The organism is Chungangia koreensis (assembly GCF_042651785.1).
In the GTDB taxonomy this organism is placed as follows: Bacteria; Bacillota; Bacilli; order Bacillales_A; family Planococcaceae; genus Chungangia; species Chungangia koreensis.
Genome location: NZ_JBHSEC010000022.1, coordinates 204,496 through 223,963 on the forward strand (window position 1 = coordinate 204,496; position 19,468 = coordinate 223,963).

Here is a 19,468-nt window from a genome sequence, read left to right on the forward strand (position 1 = left end):
GTCATATGACACAGCAAGTCCGTGTTCGTTATGCGCCGAGCCCGACAGGCCATTTACATATAGGCGGAGCCCGCACAGCGCTATTCAACTATTTATTCGCACGCCACCATGGCGGTAAATTTATCGTTCGTATTGAAGACACAGATATCGAACGAAATATCGAAGGCGGGGTTGAATCCCAGCTTGAAAACTTAAGATGGCTCGGAATCGATTATGACGAGTCTGTAGATATCGGTGGCCCATACGCTCCTTACAGCCAAATGGAGCGCCTTGACATTTATACGAAGCATGCCCACGAGATGCTTGAAAAAGGACATGCCTATAAATGCTTCTGTACCTCTGAAGAACTTGAGGAAGAGCGAGAACGCCAAAAATCTCAAGGGATTCCTGCACCGCAATACAGCGGGCGCTGCCGCAATTTGTCTGCAGAAGAAGTGAAAGCTAAAGAAGAATCCGGATTGGCGTATACAATTCGTATGCGTGTACCGGAGAACGTGACATATAAAGTGGATGATATGATCCGCGGAACCGTCGAGTTTGAATCGAAAGACGTAGGCGACTGGGTATTGGTAAAGGCGAACGGTATCCCAACTTACAACTATGCCGTCGTATTAGATGATCACTTCATGGACATGACGCATATCTTCCGTGGAGAAGAACATTTATCCAATACACCTAAGCAATTAATGGTCTATGACGTGTTCGGATGGGAGTATCCGAAATTCGGTCATATGACATTGATTATCAATGAAGATCGTAAGAAATTATCGAAACGTGATGAATCCATCATCCAATTCGTTTCACAATATAAAGAACTTGGCTATTTGCCGGAAGCAATGTTCAACTTCTTTGCATTGCTTGGCTGGTCACCAGAAGGAGAAGAGGAGATCTTCTCAAAAGACGAGCTCATCAAGATCTTTGACGAAAAACGTCTATCGAAATCCCCTTCCATGTTTGATAAGCAAAAATTAACTTGGATGAACAACCAATATATTAAGAAGCTCCCGCTTGAAAAAGTTGTCGAACTTTCCTTGCCGCATTTACAGAAGGCTGGACTCGTATCAGAAGAACTTTCAGCGGATGAGCAAAAATGGGTCTCAAATTTAGTGGCACTGTATCATGATCAGATGAGCTTCGGTGCGGAGATTGTCGAATTATCCGCCCAGTTTTTCAATGATGAACTTTCATATGATGAAGAAGCAAAAGAAGTCTTATCTGGTGAACAAGTGCCGGAAGTCATGACTGCCCTTAAAGCTCAGTTAGAACAATTGGATGTCTTAGAGCCTGATTCAGTGAAAGCTGCGATCAAGGCAGTCCAAAAAGAAACAGGTCATAAAGGAAAGAACTTGTTCATGCCGATTCGTGTAGTTACGACCGGACAAACGCATGGTCCGGAATTACCGAATTCAATTGCGCTTTTAGGCAAAGAAAAAGTTCTATCCCGCCTATCGCAATACACGAAACATTAAGATTGACTTTACAACCCGAAGGTGTTTTACTAAGGGCACATACAATGGAAAGTGTTGAAGAGGAGAAGTACATCAAGTACGTTCTAAAGAGAGGACCATCATCGGCTGAAAGTGGTCTGGACCCCTGCAAGATGGAAATGCACCTCTGAGCGTTTGGCTGAATCTTAAGTATGCCAAGCCGTATCACCTGCGTTAATGGTGTTGAGAGGGAAGTTGTGTACTCATCTTCCAATCAGAGTGGAACCGCGCAATCAGCGTCTCTGTCATTATTGACAGAGGCGTTTTTTTCATTGGCGTTTTTAGGAGGTCAACATGTTTAAACGAATGAAGGAAGACATAAGGGTCGTATTCGATCAGGATCCAGCTGCAAGAAGTTCTTTGGAAGTAGTCCTGACGTATTCCGGACTTCACGCTATATGGGCTTACCGAATTGCCCATGCGTTATACAAAAGAAAGCTTTCCTTCCTGGCACGGGCTGTTTCTCAAATGGCTCGCTTCTTTACAGGGATTGAAATTCATCCAGGTGCTCAAATTGGCCGACGCTTCTTTATCGATCACGGCATGGGTGTCGTGATCGGAGAGACGTGTATCATCGGCGATGATTGTACCCTCTTCCAAGGGGTCACACTTGGAGGGACCGGAAAGGAAAAAGGCAAGCGGCATCCGACATTGCAAAATAACGTGCTGGTAGCAAGCGGTGCAAAAGTCCTCGGTTCAATTACAATCGGCGAGAACAGCAAAATCGGAGCGGGCTCTGTCGTTCTGAAGGACGTACCTGCGAATGCGACAGTAGTCGGGATACCGGGGAAAGTCGTTATTCAAGACGGTATGAAGGTGAAGCAGAAGCTTGATCACCAAGACTTGCCGGATCCGGTACAGGATATTTGTGACTCGCTAAGCAGGCGAGTGTCGGCATTGGAGAAGGAGCTAGAAGAGTTGAAAGTGAACAAACGAAAGGGGCAAGAAGATGGGCATTCAAATCTATAACACATTAACCCGGCAAAAAGAGCCATTCATCCCGATGGAGGAAGGCAAAGTAAAGATGTACGTCTGTGGACCGACCGTCTATAACTATATTCATATCGGGAATGCCCGGCCAGTTATTGTGTACGATACGGTCCGCCGTTATTTAGAATATCGCGGATATGATGTGAAGTTCGTATCAAACTTCACCGACGTAGATGACAAAATCATCAAAGCGGCAAATGAATTAGGTGAAGAAGTATCCGAGTTGACGGAGCGCTTCATCAACGCGTATTTCGAGGATGTTACGGCACTCGGTTGCAAGCCGGCAGATGTCCATCCAAGAGTTACTCATCATATTGACGATATCATCAACTTTATCCAAGTGTTAGTCGATAAAGGATTTGCCTACGAATCTCAAGGGGATGTATACTACCGGACTCGGAAGTTCGATGGATATGGGAAGCTTTCACATCAGTCTATCGACGAGTTGAAAGTCGGAGCGCGAATCGAAGCGGGCGAAAAGAAGGAAGACAATTTGGACTTCGCTCTTTGGAAAGCGGCGAAGGAAGGAGAAATCTACTGGGAAAGTCCTTGGGGAAAAGGTCGTCCAGGTTGGCACATCGAGTGCTCGGTCATGGCGCGTGAGCATTTAGGTGACACGATGGATATCCATGCAGGCGGACAGGATTTGACGTTCCCTCACCATGAAAATGAAATTGCCCAATCTGAAGCAATGACAGGAAAACCGTTTGCACGCTACTGGATGCACAATGGCTATATTAATATTGACAATGAAAAGATGTCGAAGTCGTTAGGGAATTTCGTTCTTGTCCACGACATCATAAAACAATTGGATCCTTCCGTACTGCGTTTCTTCATGCTGTCGGTCCATTATCGTCATCCGATTAACTTCTCCCAAGAGTTGGTGGAGAATGCAGAGAACGGCTTGGAGCGGATCCGTACATCATACAACAACTTGAAACACCGTTTGGAAGCGACCGCTAATTTAGGGGATCACTCGGACACGTGGATGTTCAAGATTGAAGAAGTCCGAAAGCAATTTGAAGAAGCGATGGATGACGATTTCAATACCGCCAACGGTATTGCTGCGGTATTTGAACTAACTCGCTTGGCAAATGTCTACTTGCTTGAAAAGAATACAGAAGAACGTGTACTCCGTGCGTTTATGGACATGATGGCCGAGTTGATGAACGTTATAGGCATAAACGTAGAGGTAGAACAATTGTTGGATGAAGAAATCGAGAACCTTATCGCTGAGCGGAATCAAGCACGTAAAGACCGCAATTTCAAACGTTCCGACGAAATCCGCGATCAACTAAAAGAGATGAATATCATATTGGAAGATACAGCTCAAGGCACCCGCTGGAAAAGAGGGTGAATAGATGGCTATAAGTGATGCGGATGTTAAACAATTAAATGCTTTAGCATTGGCTTATATGGGGGATGCGGTGTTGGAACAGGCTGTTCGTGAACATCTCATCCGATCAGGCCGAGTGAAGCCGAATACATTGCATAATGAAGCGACGAGATACGTATCAGCAAAAGCGCAAGCGTACATCCTTAAAACGATGATGGAAAAAGAATGGCTGACAGAGGAAGAAGAGGCGGTCATGAGAAGGGGGCGCAATGCTAAATCAGGCAGTGTTCCTAAAAATACGGATGTTTTGACTTATCGCCATAGCACAGCATTCGAGGCTGTGCTTGGCTACCTCTACTTGCGAAGTGAACAAGCCCGATTATCCGAGCTGCTGAAGTTTTCAATTGATCTGATTGATGGAAAGGAGAGTGTATGAGTTGACACAGCAGGAATCAGAAATCATAGCAGGGAAAAATCCGGTGCTGGAGGCCCTTCGGTCTGGCCGTGACATGAACAAAGTTTGGATTGCTGAAGGCATCCAGAAAAATAGTGTTTCAGAAATTGTAAAGCTTGCAAAAGAAAATGGAATTATTGTTCAGTTCGTGCCGAAGAAGAAGCTGGATCAATTAACGGATGTTAATCACCAAGGTGTAGCAGCATCCATTGCGGCTTATCGTTACGCTGAGTTAGATGAGTTATTTGAACGTGCGTCTGAGCGGAAAGAGGATCCATTCTTCATCATCCTGGATGAACTCGAAGATCCGCATAACTTGGGTTCGATCATGCGAACTGCGGACGCAACGGGTGTCCATGGCATCATCATTCCGAAACGGCGTTCCGTCGGTCTAACGGGTGTAGTCGCGAAAGCTTCTACAGGAGCAATTGAACATATCCCGGTCGTTCGGGTCAATAACTTGGCACAGACAGTAGAAGACTTGAAAAAACGTGGAGTTTGGATCGCTGGAACCGATGCAAAAGGTTCTGCTGATTATCGTCATATGGACGCCACTTTACCTCTTGCAATTATCATCGGAAGCGAAGGGAAAGGTATGGCAAGGCTCTTAAAAGAAAAATGCGATTTTCTTTACAACTTGCCGATGCTTGGACATGTCACTTCTCTAAACGCATCGGTTGCGGCGGCACTTCTCATGTATGAAGTGGTCCGTAAACGGCGGCCGCTTTCACAATGAACATTCTGTTAGTCGATGGATACAACATCATCGGCGCTTGGAAGGAACTCCGTGTCCTTAAAGAACGAAAGCTGAAAGATGCCCGTGACCGTCTCATTGAAATGATGGCGGAATATCGGGCATACACCGGCTGGAGGGTGATTGTCGTTTTTGATGCCCATCAAGCGCCGGGAACGGAGAAGAAAAATAAGTCATACGATGTAGAAGTATTGTACACGAGAGAAAATGAGACAGCGGATGAACGAATAGAAAAACTGACAAATGAGCTTAGCAATCGCCGGACCCAAATTCATGTGGCAACGTCTGACATGACCGAGCAACGTCTGATCTTTGGTCAGGGAGCCTTACGAATTTCGGCAAGAGAATTAGAAATTCAAATGGAAGAAATTCAAAAGAATATAACAAAGAAAGTCAAGGCAATCCAAGAGCAGCGTCCATTCTCTAAGATTCCGCTCACTGACGAAGTGGCAGAAATTTTTGAAAAATGGCGTCGAGGAATGAAATGAGTGGTTGACGCTAAAATTTTACATCCTGTATACTGTCTGTAACAGTACAGAGATCCGGGGTGATGGATATGGGGAATGATCTTTTTCTAGTAAGCTATGAATCTATGACAGATGAGGAACTTGTAGAAATGGTCCATTCCGGTCATCCTGATGCATTGGATTTCTTAATAACGAAATATCGGCAATTTGTCAGAATGAAAGCAAGGTCATATTTTTTGATAGGTGCTGACAAGGAAGACATCGTGCAAGAAGGAATGATTGGCCTGTACAAGGCGATTCGAGACTTTAAGGAAGAGAAACTCAGTTCTTTCCGCGCATTCGCTGAACTGTGCATCACTCGTCAAATTATCACAGCGATCAAGACTGCAACGAGACAAAAGCATATTCCGCTGAATTCCTCTGTGTCATTGGACAAGCCGATCTATGATGAGGAATCGGACCGGACGTTGATGGATATATTACGTGGTGCAGTTATGGATGATCCGGAGGATTTGATGATCCATCGCGAGGAATTCTCGCATATGGAAGAAGAAATGTCGAAGATTCTAAGTGGGCTGGAACGTCAAGTTCTTGCACTCTATTTGGATGGACAAACCTATCACGAAATCTCAGAAGAGTTAAACCGACACGTAAAGTCGATAGATAATGCGCTTCAACGCATTAAACGGAAGCTTGAACGTCATCTCTTGACAGACAGTGTCACATGAAATTCGCCTGATTTGTCTGTTATTGACAGTATGTCACTAAGGTGATAGTCTTTTAAAAGACTGTAAACTATAATTAGGTGAAAATATGAGTAAGAAAATTGTCTTATGCTGTGTGCAATGCGGATCCCGAAATTACTCTGTTCCTTCCGGTAATAGAGCGGACGAACGTCTGGAAATTAAGAAATTCTGTTCACACTGCAACTCGCACACACTTCATAAACAGACATTATGACCGGTCTCGCCGGATCATTCGGAAATTCGGAGGTTCGAATAATAATGGGGAAAATCAAATCCTTTTTAGGTAACGTTGTATCTGAAATGAGAAAGGTCAGTTGGCCGAAACGTAAAGAATTGACACGCTATACTGTGATCGTTCTTTCAACTGTTTTGTTCATGACCGTGTTCTTCGCAATCGTTGACTTAGGTATTTCAAAAGTAGTACGATGGTTCTTGGAACTATAAGAGCAGTAAAATATATTTTTTGCAAAATAGCCCGTCTTCCAAACGAACGGGTTTTTTCATTTGGCGAATGAAAGGGAGGTACGGACGCAAGTCCTGCGAACTATGGAAAAGAACTGGTATGTAGTCCACACCTATTCAGGCTATGAGAACAAAGTGAAAGCAAACTTGGAGAAGCGTGTTGAGACAATGGGAATGCAAGACAAGATTTTCCGCGTCATCATTCCTGAGGAACAAGAGACCGATTTCAAGGATGGCAAAAAGCGTACAGTGATGCGGAAAACGTTCCCTGGATATGTTCTGGTTGAATTAGTAATGACCGATGATTCATGGTATGTAGTACGTAATACTCCAGGCGTCACTGGATTCATCGGTTCATCGGGCGGCGGGGCAAAACCGACTCCACTTCTTCCGGAAGAAGTCGATGCAATTCTTCGCTCAATGGGTATGACAGAACGCAAAATCGATGTCGACTTCGCTGAAAATGACCTTGTTGAAGTTATGGATGGACCATTCGCCGGCTTCCAAGGCAAGGTGGAAGAGATCGACCGTGCGAAAGGGAAAGTAAAAGTTTCTGTCGATATGTTCGGACGTGAAACGAAGATGGAAATGGACTTCGAACAAATTCGCAAAGCCGACTAAATTCCCGCTTGCAAGTGATTGGTAAAAGTGATATCATTTCAAAGGTCAGACTATCATAGGTCTGGTCTGAACATAATTTCTTTCAACGCCAGTTGACGGACAGATATTGAGTGGGAGGGGAAACCCTATTACCACATCACGGACTTAAGGAGGTGTGTCTCGTGGCTAAAAAAGTTATTAAAGTAGTTAAGTTGCAAATCCCGGCTGGTAAAGCAAACCCAGCACCACCGGTTGGTCCAGCATTGGGTCAAGCAGGTGTTAACATCATGGGATTCTGTAAAGAATTTAACGCTCGTACAGCTGATCAAGCAGGTCTTATCATTCCTGTTGAAATCTCTGTTTTCGAAGACCGTTCATTTACATTCATTACGAAAACTCCGCCAGCAGCAGTTCTATTGAAAGTGGCAGCAGGCCTTCAAAAAGGATCTGGTGAACCTAACAAGAAGAAAGTTGCTACGGTGAAACGTGATAAAGTTCGCGAAATCGCTGAACAAAAAATGCCTGACTTGAATGCGGCATCTGTAGAAGCTGCGATGGCTATGGTTGAAGGTACTGCACGTAGCATGGGTATCACAATCGTAGACTAATTAGGCTAATGATGTGTGTTGGAGGGTTGCGGCTGTTCGCCAGAACGCGCAACCCTTAGTCGTGGGAGGTCAATTCCGTTAAAACCACAAATAGGAGGACATTTATAATGGCTAACAAAGGTAAAAGATTAATCGAAGCTGCAAAGCTTGTCGATCGTTCTAAGCTTTATGATATCAATGAAGCAGTTGCGCTTGCAAAACAAACTAGCACTGTTAAATTTGATGCAACTGTAGAAGTTGCATTCAAACTTGGAATCGATGTTCGTAAAAATGACCAGCAAATCCGTGGAGCAGTTGTGCTTCCAAACGGAACTGGTAAAACTCAACGTGTTTTAGTATTCGCTAAAGGCGAAAAATTGAAAGAAGCAGAAGCTGCTGGCGCAGATTATGCTGGCGATGCAGACTACATCAACAAAATCCAACAAGGTTGGTTCGAGTTCGATGTAATCGTTGCAACTCCTGACATGATGGGCGAAGTTGGTAAACTTGGTCGTGTATTGGGACCTAAAGGCCTTATGCCGAACCCTAAGACTGGTACAGTAACATTCGACGTTGCAAAAGCTGTTGAAGAAATCAAAGCTGGTAAAGTCGAAATCCGTGCTGACAAAACTGGTATCATTCATGCGCCAATCGGTAAAGCTTCTTTCGAAGACGGAAAATTGGTTGAAAACTTCAATGCTGTATTCGAAGCGATCCAAAAAGCGAAACCTTCTGCAGCAAAAGGAACGTACATGAAGTCAGTAAACGTTACAACTACTATGGGACCTGCTGTAAAAGTTGACCCATCTTCTGTTGTAGTTAAAAACTAAGGTTGACAACTTATTTGCTATCTGATATGATTGCAAATGTTGAAAATCTCCATTTGTACCGTAGACAGCAGGGGCTTAATGCTTAATCATCCTGCCGAGGACAAGGCTGATTCTTATTTAAGATGACGACTTCAAACCTCTGTGTCTACAACTCTGTAGCACAGAGGTTTTTTTCGGTATAAATGACCCCATTCTTACAGGAGGTGTCAAAATGAGCAAAGCGGTTGAAGCTAAGAAAGTTTTAGTTGATGAGATCACGGACAAGTTCAAATCTGCTGCGTCTATCGTAGTAGTTGACTATCGTGGCCTTTCAGTAGCACAAGTTACTGAACTACGTAAACAGCTTCGTGAAGCTGGCGTTGAATTCAAAGTTTACAAAAACACGATGACACGCCGTGCGGTTGAAGCTGCTGGTCTTGGAGGCTTGAATGAAAGCTTGACTGGACCAAACGCAATTGCATTCTCTAACGAGGACGTAGTTGCTCCGGCGAAAGTGTTAAACGATTTCGCTAAGAAAAACGAAGCGCTTGAAATCAAAGCTGGTGTCATCGAGGGTGCGGTTGCATCTGCTGAAGACGTGAAAGCATTGGCAGAACTTCCATCTCGCGAAGGTTTGCTATCCATGCTTCTCAGCGTACTTCAAGCTCCAATGCGCAACTTCGCGCTTGCAACAAAAGCTGTTGCCGAGCAAAAAGAAGAGCAAGGCGCATAATCGACTTATTGCCTAAGTTTTCACTGACGGGCTAACGCCTACAAAAATAACCTATAATGGAGGAACATAAAATGAACAAAGATCAAATCCTTGAAGCGATCAAAGGTATGACAGTTCTTGAATTGAACGATTTAGTAAAAGCTATCGAAGACGAGTTTGGCGTAACTGCTGCTGCTCCAGTCGCAGTTGCTGCTGCAGGTGCTGCTGCTGCTGAAGAAAAAACTGAATTTGACGTGGTATTGGCTTCTGCTGGTGACCAAAAGATCAAAGTTATCAAAGTTGTACGCGAAATCACTGGTCTTGGCTTGAAAGAAGCAAAAGAAGTAGTTGACAACGCTCCAAAACCGCTTAAAGAAGGCGTTTCTAAAGAAGAAGCTGAAGAAATCAAAGCTAAACTTGAAGAAGTTGGCGCTGGCGTAGAAGTTAAGTAATTTAACATAGCAAAAAAGCTCGTCCGAAACGGCGGGCTTTTATGCATTCATCCCAAAAAGAGGCTGGTAGTTATCAGTCTCTTTTTTTACCATCATCACTTTTGGAGGAATGGCCGATGGCTGACCATTATTATTCGAAAAATCCTCATTCGAAAAGCGACCCGAGGAAATGGACATTTACACTTCGGGGGGAAAAGTTTTTCTTCAATACAGATGCTGGTGTGTTCAGTAAAGGGGAAGTTGATTTCGGATCAAGGCTGTTGATTGAATCGTTTGTTATGCCGCAGGTAGATGGGGACGTTCTGGATGTCGGATGTGGATATGGACCGATCGGCTTGTCGCTCGCTAAGTCTTATCCTGAACGAAAAGTCCACATGGTCGATGTAAACGGTAGAGCGATCGAACTATCTGGGAAAAACGCCAAGGAAAATGATGTGGAAAATGTGCACATCTATGAAAGTGATGGCCTATCCAATGTGGAAGGTCAGTTTGCTGCAATCCTGACAAACCCTCCGATTCGTGCAGGAAAAGAAACAGTCTTTAAATTTTACGATGAGGCTTTTGAGAAATTGAAAGCAGGAGGAGAACTCTGGGTAGTCATTCAGAAAAAGCAGGGAGCACCTTCGACGATCGAACATTTAAGGGAACTTTTCGGTCGAGTCGAAACGGTGGAGAAGAAGAAAGGGTATTATATTTTGAAGGCTGAAAAAGATTGACTTGACAAAACGGCTATGATAATATAATAAAATGCAAAATTATTATTTTGAAGACGTATGCCCATTTGTATAAAGCTGAAATTTATAAGGGTATACTTACTTCAGCATAATTTATTCAATCGAAAATGAGCTCTAATTTAGGACTCGTTTTCTTTTTGTCTTTTCGATATCATACACTATTTCGTTGATTTCGCAAAGACCCAATATCGCTTTTGAGGGGTGAAACAGTTGACAGGTCAACTAGTTCAGTATGGACAACACCGTCAGCGCAGAAGTTTCTCGCGCATCAAGGAAGTTCTCGAGTTACCGAATTTAATCGAGATCCAAACCTCTTCTTATGAGTGGTTCCTTGAAGAAGGTATGCGGGAAATGTTCCGCGACATATCTCCAATCGAAGATTTCACAGGAAATCTTTCGCTTGAGTTCGTCGACTATATATTAGGTGAACCTAAGTACTCCGTCGATGAATCGAAAGAACGTGATGTTACGTATGCTGCGCCACTTCGCGTGAAAGTGCGTCTTCACAACAAAGAGACCGAAGAGGTCAAAGAACAAGATGTATTCATGGGGGATTTCCCTCTTATGACCGAAACGGGCACGTTCATCATTAATGGTGCAGAGCGCGTTATTGTATCTCAGTTAGTTCGTTCCCCGAGCGTTTACTACCATGACAAAACAGACAAAAACGGGAAAAAGGGCTTTGGTGCGACTGTCATCCCGAACCGCGGTGCATGGCTTGAATTCGAGACAGACGCGAAAGACGTTGTCTATGTCCGGATTGACCGTACTCGTAAATTACCTATTACCGTTCTTCTACGAGCGTTAGGATTCGGTTCCGACCAAGAAATCATTGATCTTTTGGGTGATAACGAATACTTACGTAATACACTTGAAAAAGACAACACGGATAGCACGGAAAAAGCGCTTCTTGAAATTTACGAACGTTTACGTCCGGGTGAACCGCCAACAGTCGAAAGTGCTAAAACCCTTTTATATTCGCGCTTCTTCGATGCTAAACGTTATGACTTAGCAAATGTTGGACGCTACAAAATGAATAAAAAGCTTCACATCAAAAACCGTTTGTTCAATCAAACGATTGCTGAAACTTTAGTGGACCCGGAAACAGGTGAAATTCTTGTTGAGGAAGGAACCCTTCTGGATCGCCGTGCATTAGATCGTATTATTCCACATTTAGAGAATGGTATCGGATTCCGTACATTATCCCAAGTTGGCGGAGTACTGCCAGATGATATTACGATTCAATCCATTAAAATCTATGCACCGAAAGATGAAGCTCAGAAAGAAATCAATGTAATCGGCAATGCTTATGTTGAAGAGGCGGTCAAGCATATCACGCCTGCTGATATTATTTCTTCCATCAACTACTTCTTCAACTTGCTATACAATGTGGGCAACACTGATGACATTGACCATTTAGGTAATCGTCGTCTCCGTTCGGTCGGGGAATTGCTTCAAAACCAATTCCGTATCGGTTTATCCCGTATGGAGCGTGTTGTACGAGAGCGTATGTCAATTAACGATACGCAATCTATTGTTCCACAACAATTGATCAATATTCGTCCGGTAATTGCATCTATTAAAGAGTTCTTCGGAAGCTCCCAGCTTTCCCAGTTCATGGACCAGACAAATCCGCTTGCTGAATTGACGCATAAGCGTCGTCTTTCTGCACTTGGACCTGGTGGTTTGACACGAGAACGTGCCGGCTTTGAAGTACGTGACGTTCACTATTCCCACTATGGCCGTATGTGTCCAATTGAGACACCTGAAGGTCCGAACATCGGATTGATCAATACATTGTCTACATTTGCACGTGTTAACAAGTTCGGTTTCATTGAAACGCCATACCGTCGTGTTGACCCGCAAACAGGCCGTGTAACGGATCAAATCGATTACTTGACTGCTGATGAGGAAGACAACTATGTAGTTGCACAATCGAATTCACCTCTTACTGGAGATGGCGAATTTGTCGATGAAATGGTTGTAGGTCGTTTCCGTGGGGATGACGCAGCGTATCCGAGAGAACGGATCGACTACATGGACGTATCGCCGAAGCAGGTAGTTTCTGCGGCTACAGCATGTATCCCGTTCTTGGAAAATGACGACTCCAACCGTGCCCTTATGGGTGCGAACATGCAACGTCAAGCAGTACCTTTGTTGAATCCTGAAGCACCATTTGTTGGAACAGGAATGGAACACGTTTCTGCCCGTGACTCTGGTGCTGCTGTTGTCGCGAAATATGAAGGAATCGTAGAACATGTTGAAGCGAAAGAAATCTACGTCCGTCGTATTGAAATGGTCGATGGCAAGGAAGTCAAAGGTGACTTGACGAAATACAAACTTCAAAAGTTCATCCGTTCCAACCAAGGAACAAGCTATAACCAGCGTCCGATCGTAAAAGTAGGGGACCGTGTAAAACCGCGGGACATTCTTGCTGATGGTCCTTCTATGGAAAAAGGCGAAATGGCATTAGGCCGTAACGTTCTTGTAGCGTTCATGACTTGGGAGGGTTATAACTACGAGGATGCTGTCATCATGAGTGAACGCCTCGTAAAGGATGATGTATATACATCCGTTCATATTGAAGAATATGAATCCGAATCCCGTGATACAAAACTCGGTGCGGAAGAAATCACACGTGATATTCCAAATGTCGGTGAAGATGCATTGCGCAACCTTGACGACCGTGGCATTATCCGGATCGGTGCTGAAGTTCGCGATGGCGATATTCTTGTCGGTAAAGTAACGCCTAAAGGGGTTACAGAATTGACTGCAGAAGAACGCTTATTACATGCGATCTTCGGTGAGAAAGCCCGTGAAGTTCGTGATACGTCCCTTCGTGTACCACACGGAGCCGGCGGTATCGTCCTTGACGTTAAAGTATTCAACCGTGAAGACGGTGATGAGCTTCCTCCTGGTGTAAACCAACTGGTTCGCGTTTATATAGTTCAAAAACGTAAAATCTCTGTTGGGGATAAAATGGCGGGACGTCACGGAAACAAAGGGGTTATTTCCCGTATTCTTCCGGAAGAGGAAATGCCATTCCTTCCAGACGGTACGCCTGTAGATATCATGTTAAACCCGCTTGGGGTACCTTCCCGTATGAACATCGGTCAGGTAATGGAGCTCCACTTAGGTATGGCTGCCCGAATCTTGGGTGTTCATATGGCTTCGCCTGTATTCGATGGTGCAAACGAGGAAGACGTTTGGACAACAATGGAAGAAGCTGGCATGAATCGTGACGGTAAGACGATTTTATATGATGGACGCTCTGGCGAACCATTCGACAATCGTGTATCTGTCGGTGTCATGTACATGATCAAACTTGCACACATGGTAGACGACAAGCTACATGCTCGTTCTACTGGTCCTTACTCATTAGTTACACAGCAACCACTTGGCGGTAAAGCGCAATTCGGTGGTCAGCGTTTCGGTGAGATGGAGGTTTGGGCACTTGAGGCTTACGGTGCTGCTTACACGCTTCAAGAAATCTTGACTGTCAAATCCGATGATGTCGTCGGACGTGTTAAGACATATGAAGCGATCGTCAAAGGCGAAAGCGTTCCGGAACCAGGTGTTCCAGAGTCATTCAAGGTATTGATCAAAGAGCTTCAAAGCTTGGGAATGGACGTTAAGATGCTGTCCATTAACAATGAAGAAATCGAAATGCGTGATCTTGACGACGAAGATGATCTTCAACCGACAGACGCGTTGAATATCCTGCAGAATTCTGGCGAAGAACCTGTAGGCAGTGTAGATTAATTCAAACTTGCTCTGTGGCGGGGAAACCCCGCCCGGAGTGTTAACGTCCGAGCTGCGTAAAGTCTTTAAATCGAAGACAAAAGACTAAAGGGAGGTAGGCTCCTTGATAGATGTTAATAATTTCGAATACATGAAAATTGGTTTAGCTTCACCGGATAAGATTCGTTCTTGGTCCTACGGAGAAGTTAAAAAACCTGAAACCATCAACTACCGTACATTGAAACCGGAAAAAGACGGTTTGTTCTGTGAACGCATTTTCGGACCTACAAAAGACTGGGAATGCCATTGCGGTAAATATAAGCGTGTCCGTTACAAAGGCGTAGTTTGTGACCGTTGCGGCGTTGAAGTCACTCGTGCTAAAGTCCGTCGTGAACGCATGGGCCACATCGAGTTGGCAGCTCCTGTAACACATATTTGGTATTTCAAAGGAATCCCGAGCCGAATGGGCCTAATCTTGGATATGTCCCCGCGTGCTTTGGAAGAAATCATCTATTTTGCATCATACGTAGTTGTAGATCCTGCGGATACTCCGCTTGAGAAGAAACAACTTCTGTCTGAGAAAGAATACCGTGCATATCGTGAAAAATACGGCACAAAATTCACTGCGTTGATGGGTGCGGAAGCGATCAAACGCCTTCTTCAGGAAATCGACCTCGACAAAGAGACAGATGCATTAAGAGAAGAATTGAAAACTGCTCAAGGACAAAGACGTACTCGTGCGATCAAACGCCTTGAAGTAGTAGAATCGTTCCGTCATTCCGGCAACCAACCGGATTGGATGATCTTGGATGTACTTCCTGTCATTCCTCCGGAGTTGCGTCCGATGGTTCAACTTGACGGAGGTCGTTTCGCTACATCCGACTTGAATGACCTTTATCGTCGTGTGATCAACCGTAACAACCGTTTAAAACGTTTACTTGATCTTGGTGCGCCAAGCATTATCGTTCAAAACGAAAAACGGATGTTGCAAGAAGCTGTTGATGCATTGATTGACAATGGACGCCGCGGCCGTCCGGTAACAGGACCTGGTAACCGCCCGTTGAAATCCCTCTCTCATATGCTGAAAGGGAAACAAGGACGTTTCCGTCAAAACTTATTAGGTAAACGTGTTGACTACTCAGGCCGTTCCGTTATCGTTGTTGGTCCTCACTTGAAAATGTACCAATGCGGTCTTCCGAAGGAAATGGCAATCGAATTATTCAAGCCTTTCGTCATGAAAGAACTTGTTGAACGAGGATTAGCTCATAATATTAAGAGCGCGAAACGTAAAATTGAACGTCTTCACTCAGAAGTTTGGGATGTTCTTGAAGACGTCATTCGTGAGCATCCGGTACTTTTAAACCGTGCCCCTACGCTTCACAGGCTCGGAATTCAAGCATTTGAACCGACACTTGTAGAAGGTCGTGCAATCCGTCTTCACCCGCTCGTATGTACTGCGTATAACGCCGACTTTGACGGTGACCAAATGGCGGTCCACGTACCACTTTCTGCTGAAGCTCAAGCAGAAGCTCGTTTGCTCATGCTTGCTGCTCAGAACATCTTGAACCCGAAAGATGGTAAACCGGTCGTAACACCTTCTCAAGATATGGTATTGGGTAACTATTACCTAACTCTTGAGCGTAAAGATGCAATCGGCGAAGGTTCTGTATTTTACGGTCCAAATGAAGTAATGATCGCTTACAATAACGGTCATGTACATCTTCATTCAAGAATTGCAATCCAAGCAGGCTCATTGAAGAACCCGACATTCACTGAAGAGCAGAACAAAATGCTTCTTTTAACAACTGTCGGTAAAGTCATCTTCAACGAAATCTTGCCGGAAACGTTCCCGTACATTAACGAGCCGACAGATTATAATTTAGAAGTTGAAACACCTGCGAAGTATTTCGTTCCGGCTACAACGGACATTAAGAAACATATCGCAGAAGCTGAACTTGTTTCGCCATTCAAGAAGAAAACATTCGGTAACGTCATTGCGGAAGTCTTCAAACGATTCCATATCACTGAAACTTCTAAGATGCTGGATCGCATGAAAAACCTTGGATTCAAATATTCGACGCAAGCTGGTCTTACTATTAGTATTTCCGATATCGTCGTTTTGCCTAACAAAGGCCAAATCCTTCAAGAAGCACAAGATAAGGTTGATAAAGTCATGAAGCAATTCCGCCGTGGTCTAATCACGGAAGAAGAGCGTTACGACCGTGTCATCTCTTATTGGAGCCAGGCGAAGGATACCATTCAAGATCAGTTGATGAAGTCCCTTGATAGTCTTAACCCAATCTTCATGATGAGTGACTCTGGTGCCCGTGGTAACGCATCAAACTTCACTCAGCTTGCAGGTATGCGTGGTCTGATGGCTGACCCGTCTGGACGGATTATCGAGTTGCCGATCAAATCTTCATTCCGTGAAGGTTTGACCGTATTGGAATACTTCATTTCTACCCATGGTGCTCGTAAAGGACTTGCGGATACAGCGCTTAAGACAGCTGACTCCGGTTACTTGACTCGCCGGCTTGTCGACGTTGCTCAAGACGTTATTGTCCGTGAAGATGACTGCGGAACTGACCGTGGCTTAACAATCGGTGCATTGATGGATGGAACAGAAATCATCGAAGGTCTTGATGAACGGATTATCGGTCGTTATTCTAAGAAAACGATCTATCATCCGGAAACGAAGGAAGTTATTTTACCGAAAGACAGCTTGATTGACCAAGATGTTGCGAAAACAATTTTGGAAGCTGGAATCGATGAAGTAACAATCCGCTCTGCATTTACATGTAACACGAAACACGGAGTATGTAAGAAATGTTACGGTATCAACTTGGCAACAGGCGACAAAGTGGAAGTTGGGGAAGCAGTCGGAATCATTGCTGCTCAATCCATCGGTGAACCTGGTACTCAGTTGACTATGCGTACATTCCATACAGGCGGTGTTGCTGGAGACGATATTACACAAGGTCTCCCGCGTATCCAAGAAATCTTCGAGGCGCGTAATCCGAAAGGTCAAGCAGTCATTTCAGAAATTAACGGTGTAATCACCGAAATTGATGAAATCCGCGAAGGCCAAAAAGAGATTACAATTCAAGGTGAAGTGGAAACACGTAAGTATACAGCACCATATAACGCTCGTTTGAAAGTCATGTTGAACGATCAAATTGAGCGCGGGCAGGCACTTACTGAAGGTTCCATTGATCCGAAACAGCTTTTGATCGTAAAAGATGTTTCGACTGTTCAAGAATACTTGCTTAAAGAAGTCCAAAAAGTTTACCGTATGCAAGGGGTAGAAATCGGCGACAAACACGTTGAAGTCATGGTTCGCCAAATGCTTCGCAAAGTGCGTGTCATCGAAGCTGGTGAAACTGATCTGCTTCCTGGTTCATTGCTCGATATTCATCAGTTCGCTGATGCGAATAAAGAAGCAGTGGTCAATGGCAGAATTCCAGCTACTGCGCGTCCGGTCATCTTAGGTATTACGAAAGCATCTCTTGAGACTGAATCGTTCCTATCTGCAGCATCCTTCCAAGAGACAACACGTGTCTTGACAGATGCAGCGATCAAAGGAAAACGCGACGAATTGCTCGGATTGAAAGAAAACGTCATTATCGGGAAACTCGTTCCGGCGGGTACTGGTATGCAGCGTTATCGTCAAATTCGGATGGATCAGGAAGAAACTACCGAAGAGCCGATCGCAGCAGAGTAAAGAGACAATCTGATTCCGGGGAAACTTTCTTCCCCGGAATTTTTTGATAAGAGTTGACACTGAAACTCAGCGATGTTACTATATTTAAGGTTGAGAGTTGACTGTCTGTACTTTGGAGGATATGTAAATGTCTTATGAAAGAGTTAAACAGGCGAAGAAAACAATCATCGGTACAAAGCAAACAGCGAAAGCGATGGATTCAGGTCAAGTGAAAGAGTTATTCGTTGCCCTTGACGCTGAAGAGCGGATTACCGAACCGGTGGTCCAATCAGCTAAGAATAAAGGAATACCCGTGTATTTCGTTGATTCTAAAAGAGAATTGGGAAAGGCATGCGGGATCCAAGTAGCAGCTACAATCGTTGCGATTGCTGAATAGCAGTTTTTGCGCCAGACGCAAAGACTTTGTTTTTACCCCAAAAATGAACCACCTGGATGTGTGGTATTACAAAGAAATGAATGAAGGGAGGAGTAATCGATGCCTACAGTTAACCAATTGGTACGTAAGCCTCGTAAATCCAAAAGCACGAAATCGAAATCTCCAGCGTTGAACAGAGGGTACAACAGCTTCAAGAAATCCTTGACAAATGTTAACTCTCCACAAAAACGTGGTGTTTGTACTCGTGTTGGTACGATGACACCGAAAAAACCAAACTCCGCGTTGCGTAAATATGCACGTGTACGTTTGACAAACCAAATCGAAGTTAACGCGTATATCCCAGGTGAAGGCCACAACCTTCAAGAGCACAGCGTCGTTCTAATCCGCGGCGGACGTGTAAAAGACTTACCAGGGGTACGTTATCATATCGTTCGTGGTGCACTTGACACTGCAGCGGTTAACGGTCGTATGCAATCCCGTTCCCTATACGGTGCAAAACGTCCGAAAGAAAAGAAATAATAATCCACTTAGCAGAATAATCGAAAGGAGGAAACCACATGCCTCGTAAAGGTCCTGTTTCCAAACGTGACGTGCTTCCAGATCCTATTTATAATTCGAAACTGGTAACACGCTTGATTAATAAAATGATGGTTGATGGTAAAAGAGGTACTTCTCAAAAAATCCTTTATGGAGCTTTCGAATTAATTAGAGAGCGTTCCGGTAAAGATCCATTGGAAGTATTCGAAGCTGCACTTAACAACATTATGCCAGTTCTTGAAGTTCGTGCTCGCCGTGTCGGTGGTGCAAACTATCAAGTACCGGTTGAAGTGCGCCCAGACCGCCGTACAACTTTAGGTCTTCGTTATCTTGTGAACTATTCACGTCTTCGTGGCGAAAAAACGATGGAAGAGCGTCTTGCTAACGAAATCCTTGATGCATCCAACAACACTGGTGCATCCGTCAAGAAACGTGAAGATATGCACAAAATGGCAGAAGCTAACAAAGCATTTGCTCACTACCGTTGGTAATCTAATACCTAT

At 44.3% G+C, this 19,468-nt stretch carries 19 protein-coding genes, 1 pseudogene and 2 other annotated features; all 20 genes and pseudogenes read left to right on the plus strand.

Going from position 1 to position 19,468, the window contains the following annotated elements; all coding sequences use genetic code 11:
- Positions 1–5 precede the first annotated feature (5 nt).
- The 20 genes and pseudogenes from gltX (at position 6) to rpsG (ending at position 19,456) form a co-directional block, all read left to right on the plus strand.
- Positions 6–1,469, plus strand: a complete 1,464-nt coding sequence (gltX, locus tag ACFOZY_RS15720; RefSeq protein ID WP_378157223.1) for a glutamate--tRNA ligase — start codon at positions 6–8, stop codon at positions 1,467–1,469.
- A gap of 45 nt (positions 1,470–1,514) precedes the next feature.
- Positions 1,515–1,734 (plus strand) — a binding site (T-box leader).
- Between the two features lie 59 nt (positions 1,735–1,793).
- Positions 1,794–2,309, plus strand: a pseudogene (cysE, locus tag ACFOZY_RS15725) (serine O-acetyltransferase); the annotation flags it as partial.
- 127 nt (positions 2,310–2,436) lie between these two features.
- Positions 2,437–3,834, plus strand: a complete 1,398-nt coding sequence (gene cysS, locus ACFOZY_RS15730; protein ID WP_378157227.1) for a cysteine--tRNA ligase — start codon at positions 2,437–2,439, stop codon at positions 3,832–3,834.
- A gap of 4 nt (positions 3,835–3,838) precedes the next feature.
- Positions 3,839–4,249, plus strand: coding sequence for a Mini-ribonuclease 3 (locus ACFOZY_RS15735; RefSeq protein ID WP_378157229.1), 411 nt, complete (start codon positions 3,839–3,841; stop codon positions 4,247–4,249).
- 1 nt (position 4,250) lies between these two features.
- Positions 4,251–5,003 (plus strand): 23S rRNA (guanosine(2251)-2'-O)-methyltransferase RlmB, encoded by a 753-nt coding sequence (gene rlmB, locus ACFOZY_RS15740; protein ID WP_378157231.1) that lies wholly within the window; start codon positions 4,251–4,253, stop codon positions 5,001–5,003.
- A complete protein-coding gene (locus ACFOZY_RS15745) occupies positions 5,000–5,509 on the plus strand; it encodes an NYN domain-containing protein (protein ID WP_378157233.1) in 510 nt (169 codons plus the stop codon). The genes rlmB and ACFOZY_RS15745 overlap by 4 nt, the downstream gene beginning before the upstream one ends.
- Positions 5,510–5,577: 68 nt before the next feature.
- Positions 5,578–6,216, plus strand: coding sequence for an RNA polymerase sporulation sigma factor SigH (gene sigH / locus ACFOZY_RS15750; protein ID WP_378157235.1), 639 nt, complete (start codon positions 5,578–5,580; stop codon positions 6,214–6,216).
- A gap of 85 nt (positions 6,217–6,301) precedes the next feature.
- Entirely contained in the window at positions 6,302–6,448 is a 147-nt protein-coding gene (gene rpmG, locus ACFOZY_RS15755; protein ID WP_378157237.1) for a 50S ribosomal protein L33, read from the plus strand.
- A 44-nt stretch (positions 6,449–6,492) separates the two neighbouring features.
- On the plus strand, positions 6,493–6,678 hold the full coding sequence (secE, locus tag ACFOZY_RS15760; RefSeq protein WP_378157239.1) for a preprotein translocase subunit SecE: 186 nt from the start codon (positions 6,493–6,495) through the stop codon (positions 6,676–6,678).
- Between the two features lie 93 nt (positions 6,679–6,771).
- Entirely contained in the window at positions 6,772–7,317 is a 546-nt protein-coding gene (gene nusG / locus ACFOZY_RS15765; RefSeq protein WP_465251167.1) for a transcription termination/antitermination protein NusG, read from the plus strand.
- 161 nt (positions 7,318–7,478) lie between these two features.
- Positions 7,479–7,904 (plus strand): 50S ribosomal protein L11, encoded by a 426-nt coding sequence (rplK, locus tag ACFOZY_RS15770; protein ID WP_378157244.1) that lies wholly within the window; start codon positions 7,479–7,481, stop codon positions 7,902–7,904.
- Between the two features lie 107 nt (positions 7,905–8,011).
- Entirely contained in the window at positions 8,012–8,713 is a 702-nt protein-coding gene (gene rplA / locus ACFOZY_RS15775; protein WP_378157247.1) for a 50S ribosomal protein L1, read from the plus strand.
- A 40-nt stretch (positions 8,714–8,753) separates the two neighbouring features.
- Positions 8,754–8,895: a sequence feature (ribosomal protein L10 leader region), on the plus strand.
- A gap of 29 nt (positions 8,896–8,924) precedes the next feature.
- Positions 8,925–9,425 (plus strand): 50S ribosomal protein L10, encoded by a 501-nt coding sequence (rplJ, locus tag ACFOZY_RS15780; protein WP_378157249.1) that lies wholly within the window; start codon positions 8,925–8,927, stop codon positions 9,423–9,425.
- A gap of 71 nt (positions 9,426–9,496) precedes the next feature.
- The gene (gene rplL / locus ACFOZY_RS15785) at positions 9,497–9,856 is read left to right on the plus strand and encodes a 50S ribosomal protein L7/L12 (protein ID WP_378157251.1); all 360 of its coding nucleotides are present in this window, start codon (positions 9,497–9,499) and stop codon (positions 9,854–9,856) included.
- Between the two features lie 116 nt (positions 9,857–9,972).
- Positions 9,973–10,572, plus strand: a complete 600-nt coding sequence (locus ACFOZY_RS15790; RefSeq protein WP_378157253.1) for a class I SAM-dependent methyltransferase — start codon at positions 9,973–9,975, stop codon at positions 10,570–10,572.
- 219 nt (positions 10,573–10,791) lie between these two features.
- Positions 10,792–14,352 (plus strand): DNA-directed RNA polymerase subunit beta, encoded by a 3,561-nt coding sequence (gene rpoB, locus ACFOZY_RS15795; protein ID WP_378157255.1) that lies wholly within the window; start codon positions 10,792–10,794, stop codon positions 14,350–14,352.
- A gap of 103 nt (positions 14,353–14,455) precedes the next feature.
- Positions 14,456–18,052 (plus strand): DNA-directed RNA polymerase subunit beta', encoded by a 3,597-nt coding sequence (gene rpoC, locus ACFOZY_RS15800; RefSeq protein WP_378157257.1) that lies wholly within the window; start codon positions 14,456–14,458, stop codon positions 18,050–18,052.
- A gap of 127 nt (positions 18,053–18,179) precedes the next feature.
- On the plus strand, positions 18,180–18,428 hold the full coding sequence (locus ACFOZY_RS15805) for a ribosomal L7Ae/L30e/S12e/Gadd45 family protein (protein ID WP_378157259.1): 249 nt from the start codon (positions 18,180–18,182) through the stop codon (positions 18,426–18,428).
- Between the two features lie 99 nt (positions 18,429–18,527).
- Positions 18,528–18,947 (plus strand): 30S ribosomal protein S12, encoded by a 420-nt coding sequence (rpsL, locus tag ACFOZY_RS15810; protein WP_378157262.1) that lies wholly within the window; start codon positions 18,528–18,530, stop codon positions 18,945–18,947.
- 38 nt (positions 18,948–18,985) lie between these two features.
- On the plus strand, positions 18,986–19,456 hold the full coding sequence (gene rpsG / locus ACFOZY_RS15815) for a 30S ribosomal protein S7 (RefSeq protein WP_378157264.1): 471 nt from the start codon (positions 18,986–18,988) through the stop codon (positions 19,454–19,456).
- Positions 19,457–19,468 lie beyond the last annotated feature (12 nt).

Bases quoted from the DNA above. Each gene is read 5' to 3' on its own strand.
- rpsL (WP_378157262.1), top strand. From the start codon at position 18,528: ATGCCTACAGTTAACCAATTGGTACGTAAGCCTCGTAAATCCAAAAGC.
- rpsG (WP_378157264.1), top strand. From the start codon at position 18,986: ATGCCTCGTAAAGGTCCTGTTTCCAAACGTGACGTGCTTCCAGATCCT.
- ACFOZY_RS15735 (WP_378157229.1), top strand. From the start codon at position 3,839: ATGGCTATAAGTGATGCGGATGTTAAACAATTAAATGCTTTAGCATTG.
- sigH (WP_378157235.1), top strand. From the start codon at position 5,578: ATGGGGAATGATCTTTTTCTAGTAAGCTATGAATCTATGACAGATGAG.
- gltX (WP_378157223.1), top strand. From the start codon at position 6: ATGACACAGCAAGTCCGTGTTCGTTATGCGCCGAGCCCGACAGGCCAT.
- secE (WP_378157239.1), top strand. From the start codon at position 6,493: ATGGGGAAAATCAAATCCTTTTTAGGTAACGTTGTATCTGAAATGAGA.
- ACFOZY_RS15805 (WP_378157259.1), top strand. From the start codon at position 18,180: ATGTCTTATGAAAGAGTTAAACAGGCGAAGAAAACAATCATCGGTACA.
- rpmG (WP_378157237.1), top strand. From the start codon at position 6,302: ATGAGTAAGAAAATTGTCTTATGCTGTGTGCAATGCGGATCCCGAAAT.
- cysS (WP_378157227.1), top strand. From the start codon at position 2,437: ATGGGCATTCAAATCTATAACACATTAACCCGGCAAAAAGAGCCATTC.
- rplL (WP_378157251.1), top strand. From the start codon at position 9,497: ATGAACAAAGATCAAATCCTTGAAGCGATCAAAGGTATGACAGTTCTT.
- rplJ (WP_378157249.1), top strand. From the start codon at position 8,925: ATGAGCAAAGCGGTTGAAGCTAAGAAAGTTTTAGTTGATGAGATCACG.
- ACFOZY_RS15745 (WP_378157233.1), top strand. From the start codon at position 5,000: ATGAACATTCTGTTAGTCGATGGATACAACATCATCGGCGCTTGGAAG.
- ACFOZY_RS15790 (WP_378157253.1), top strand. From the start codon at position 9,973: ATGGCTGACCATTATTATTCGAAAAATCCTCATTCGAAAAGCGACCCG.
- rplA (WP_378157247.1), top strand. From the start codon at position 8,012: ATGGCTAACAAAGGTAAAAGATTAATCGAAGCTGCAAAGCTTGTCGAT.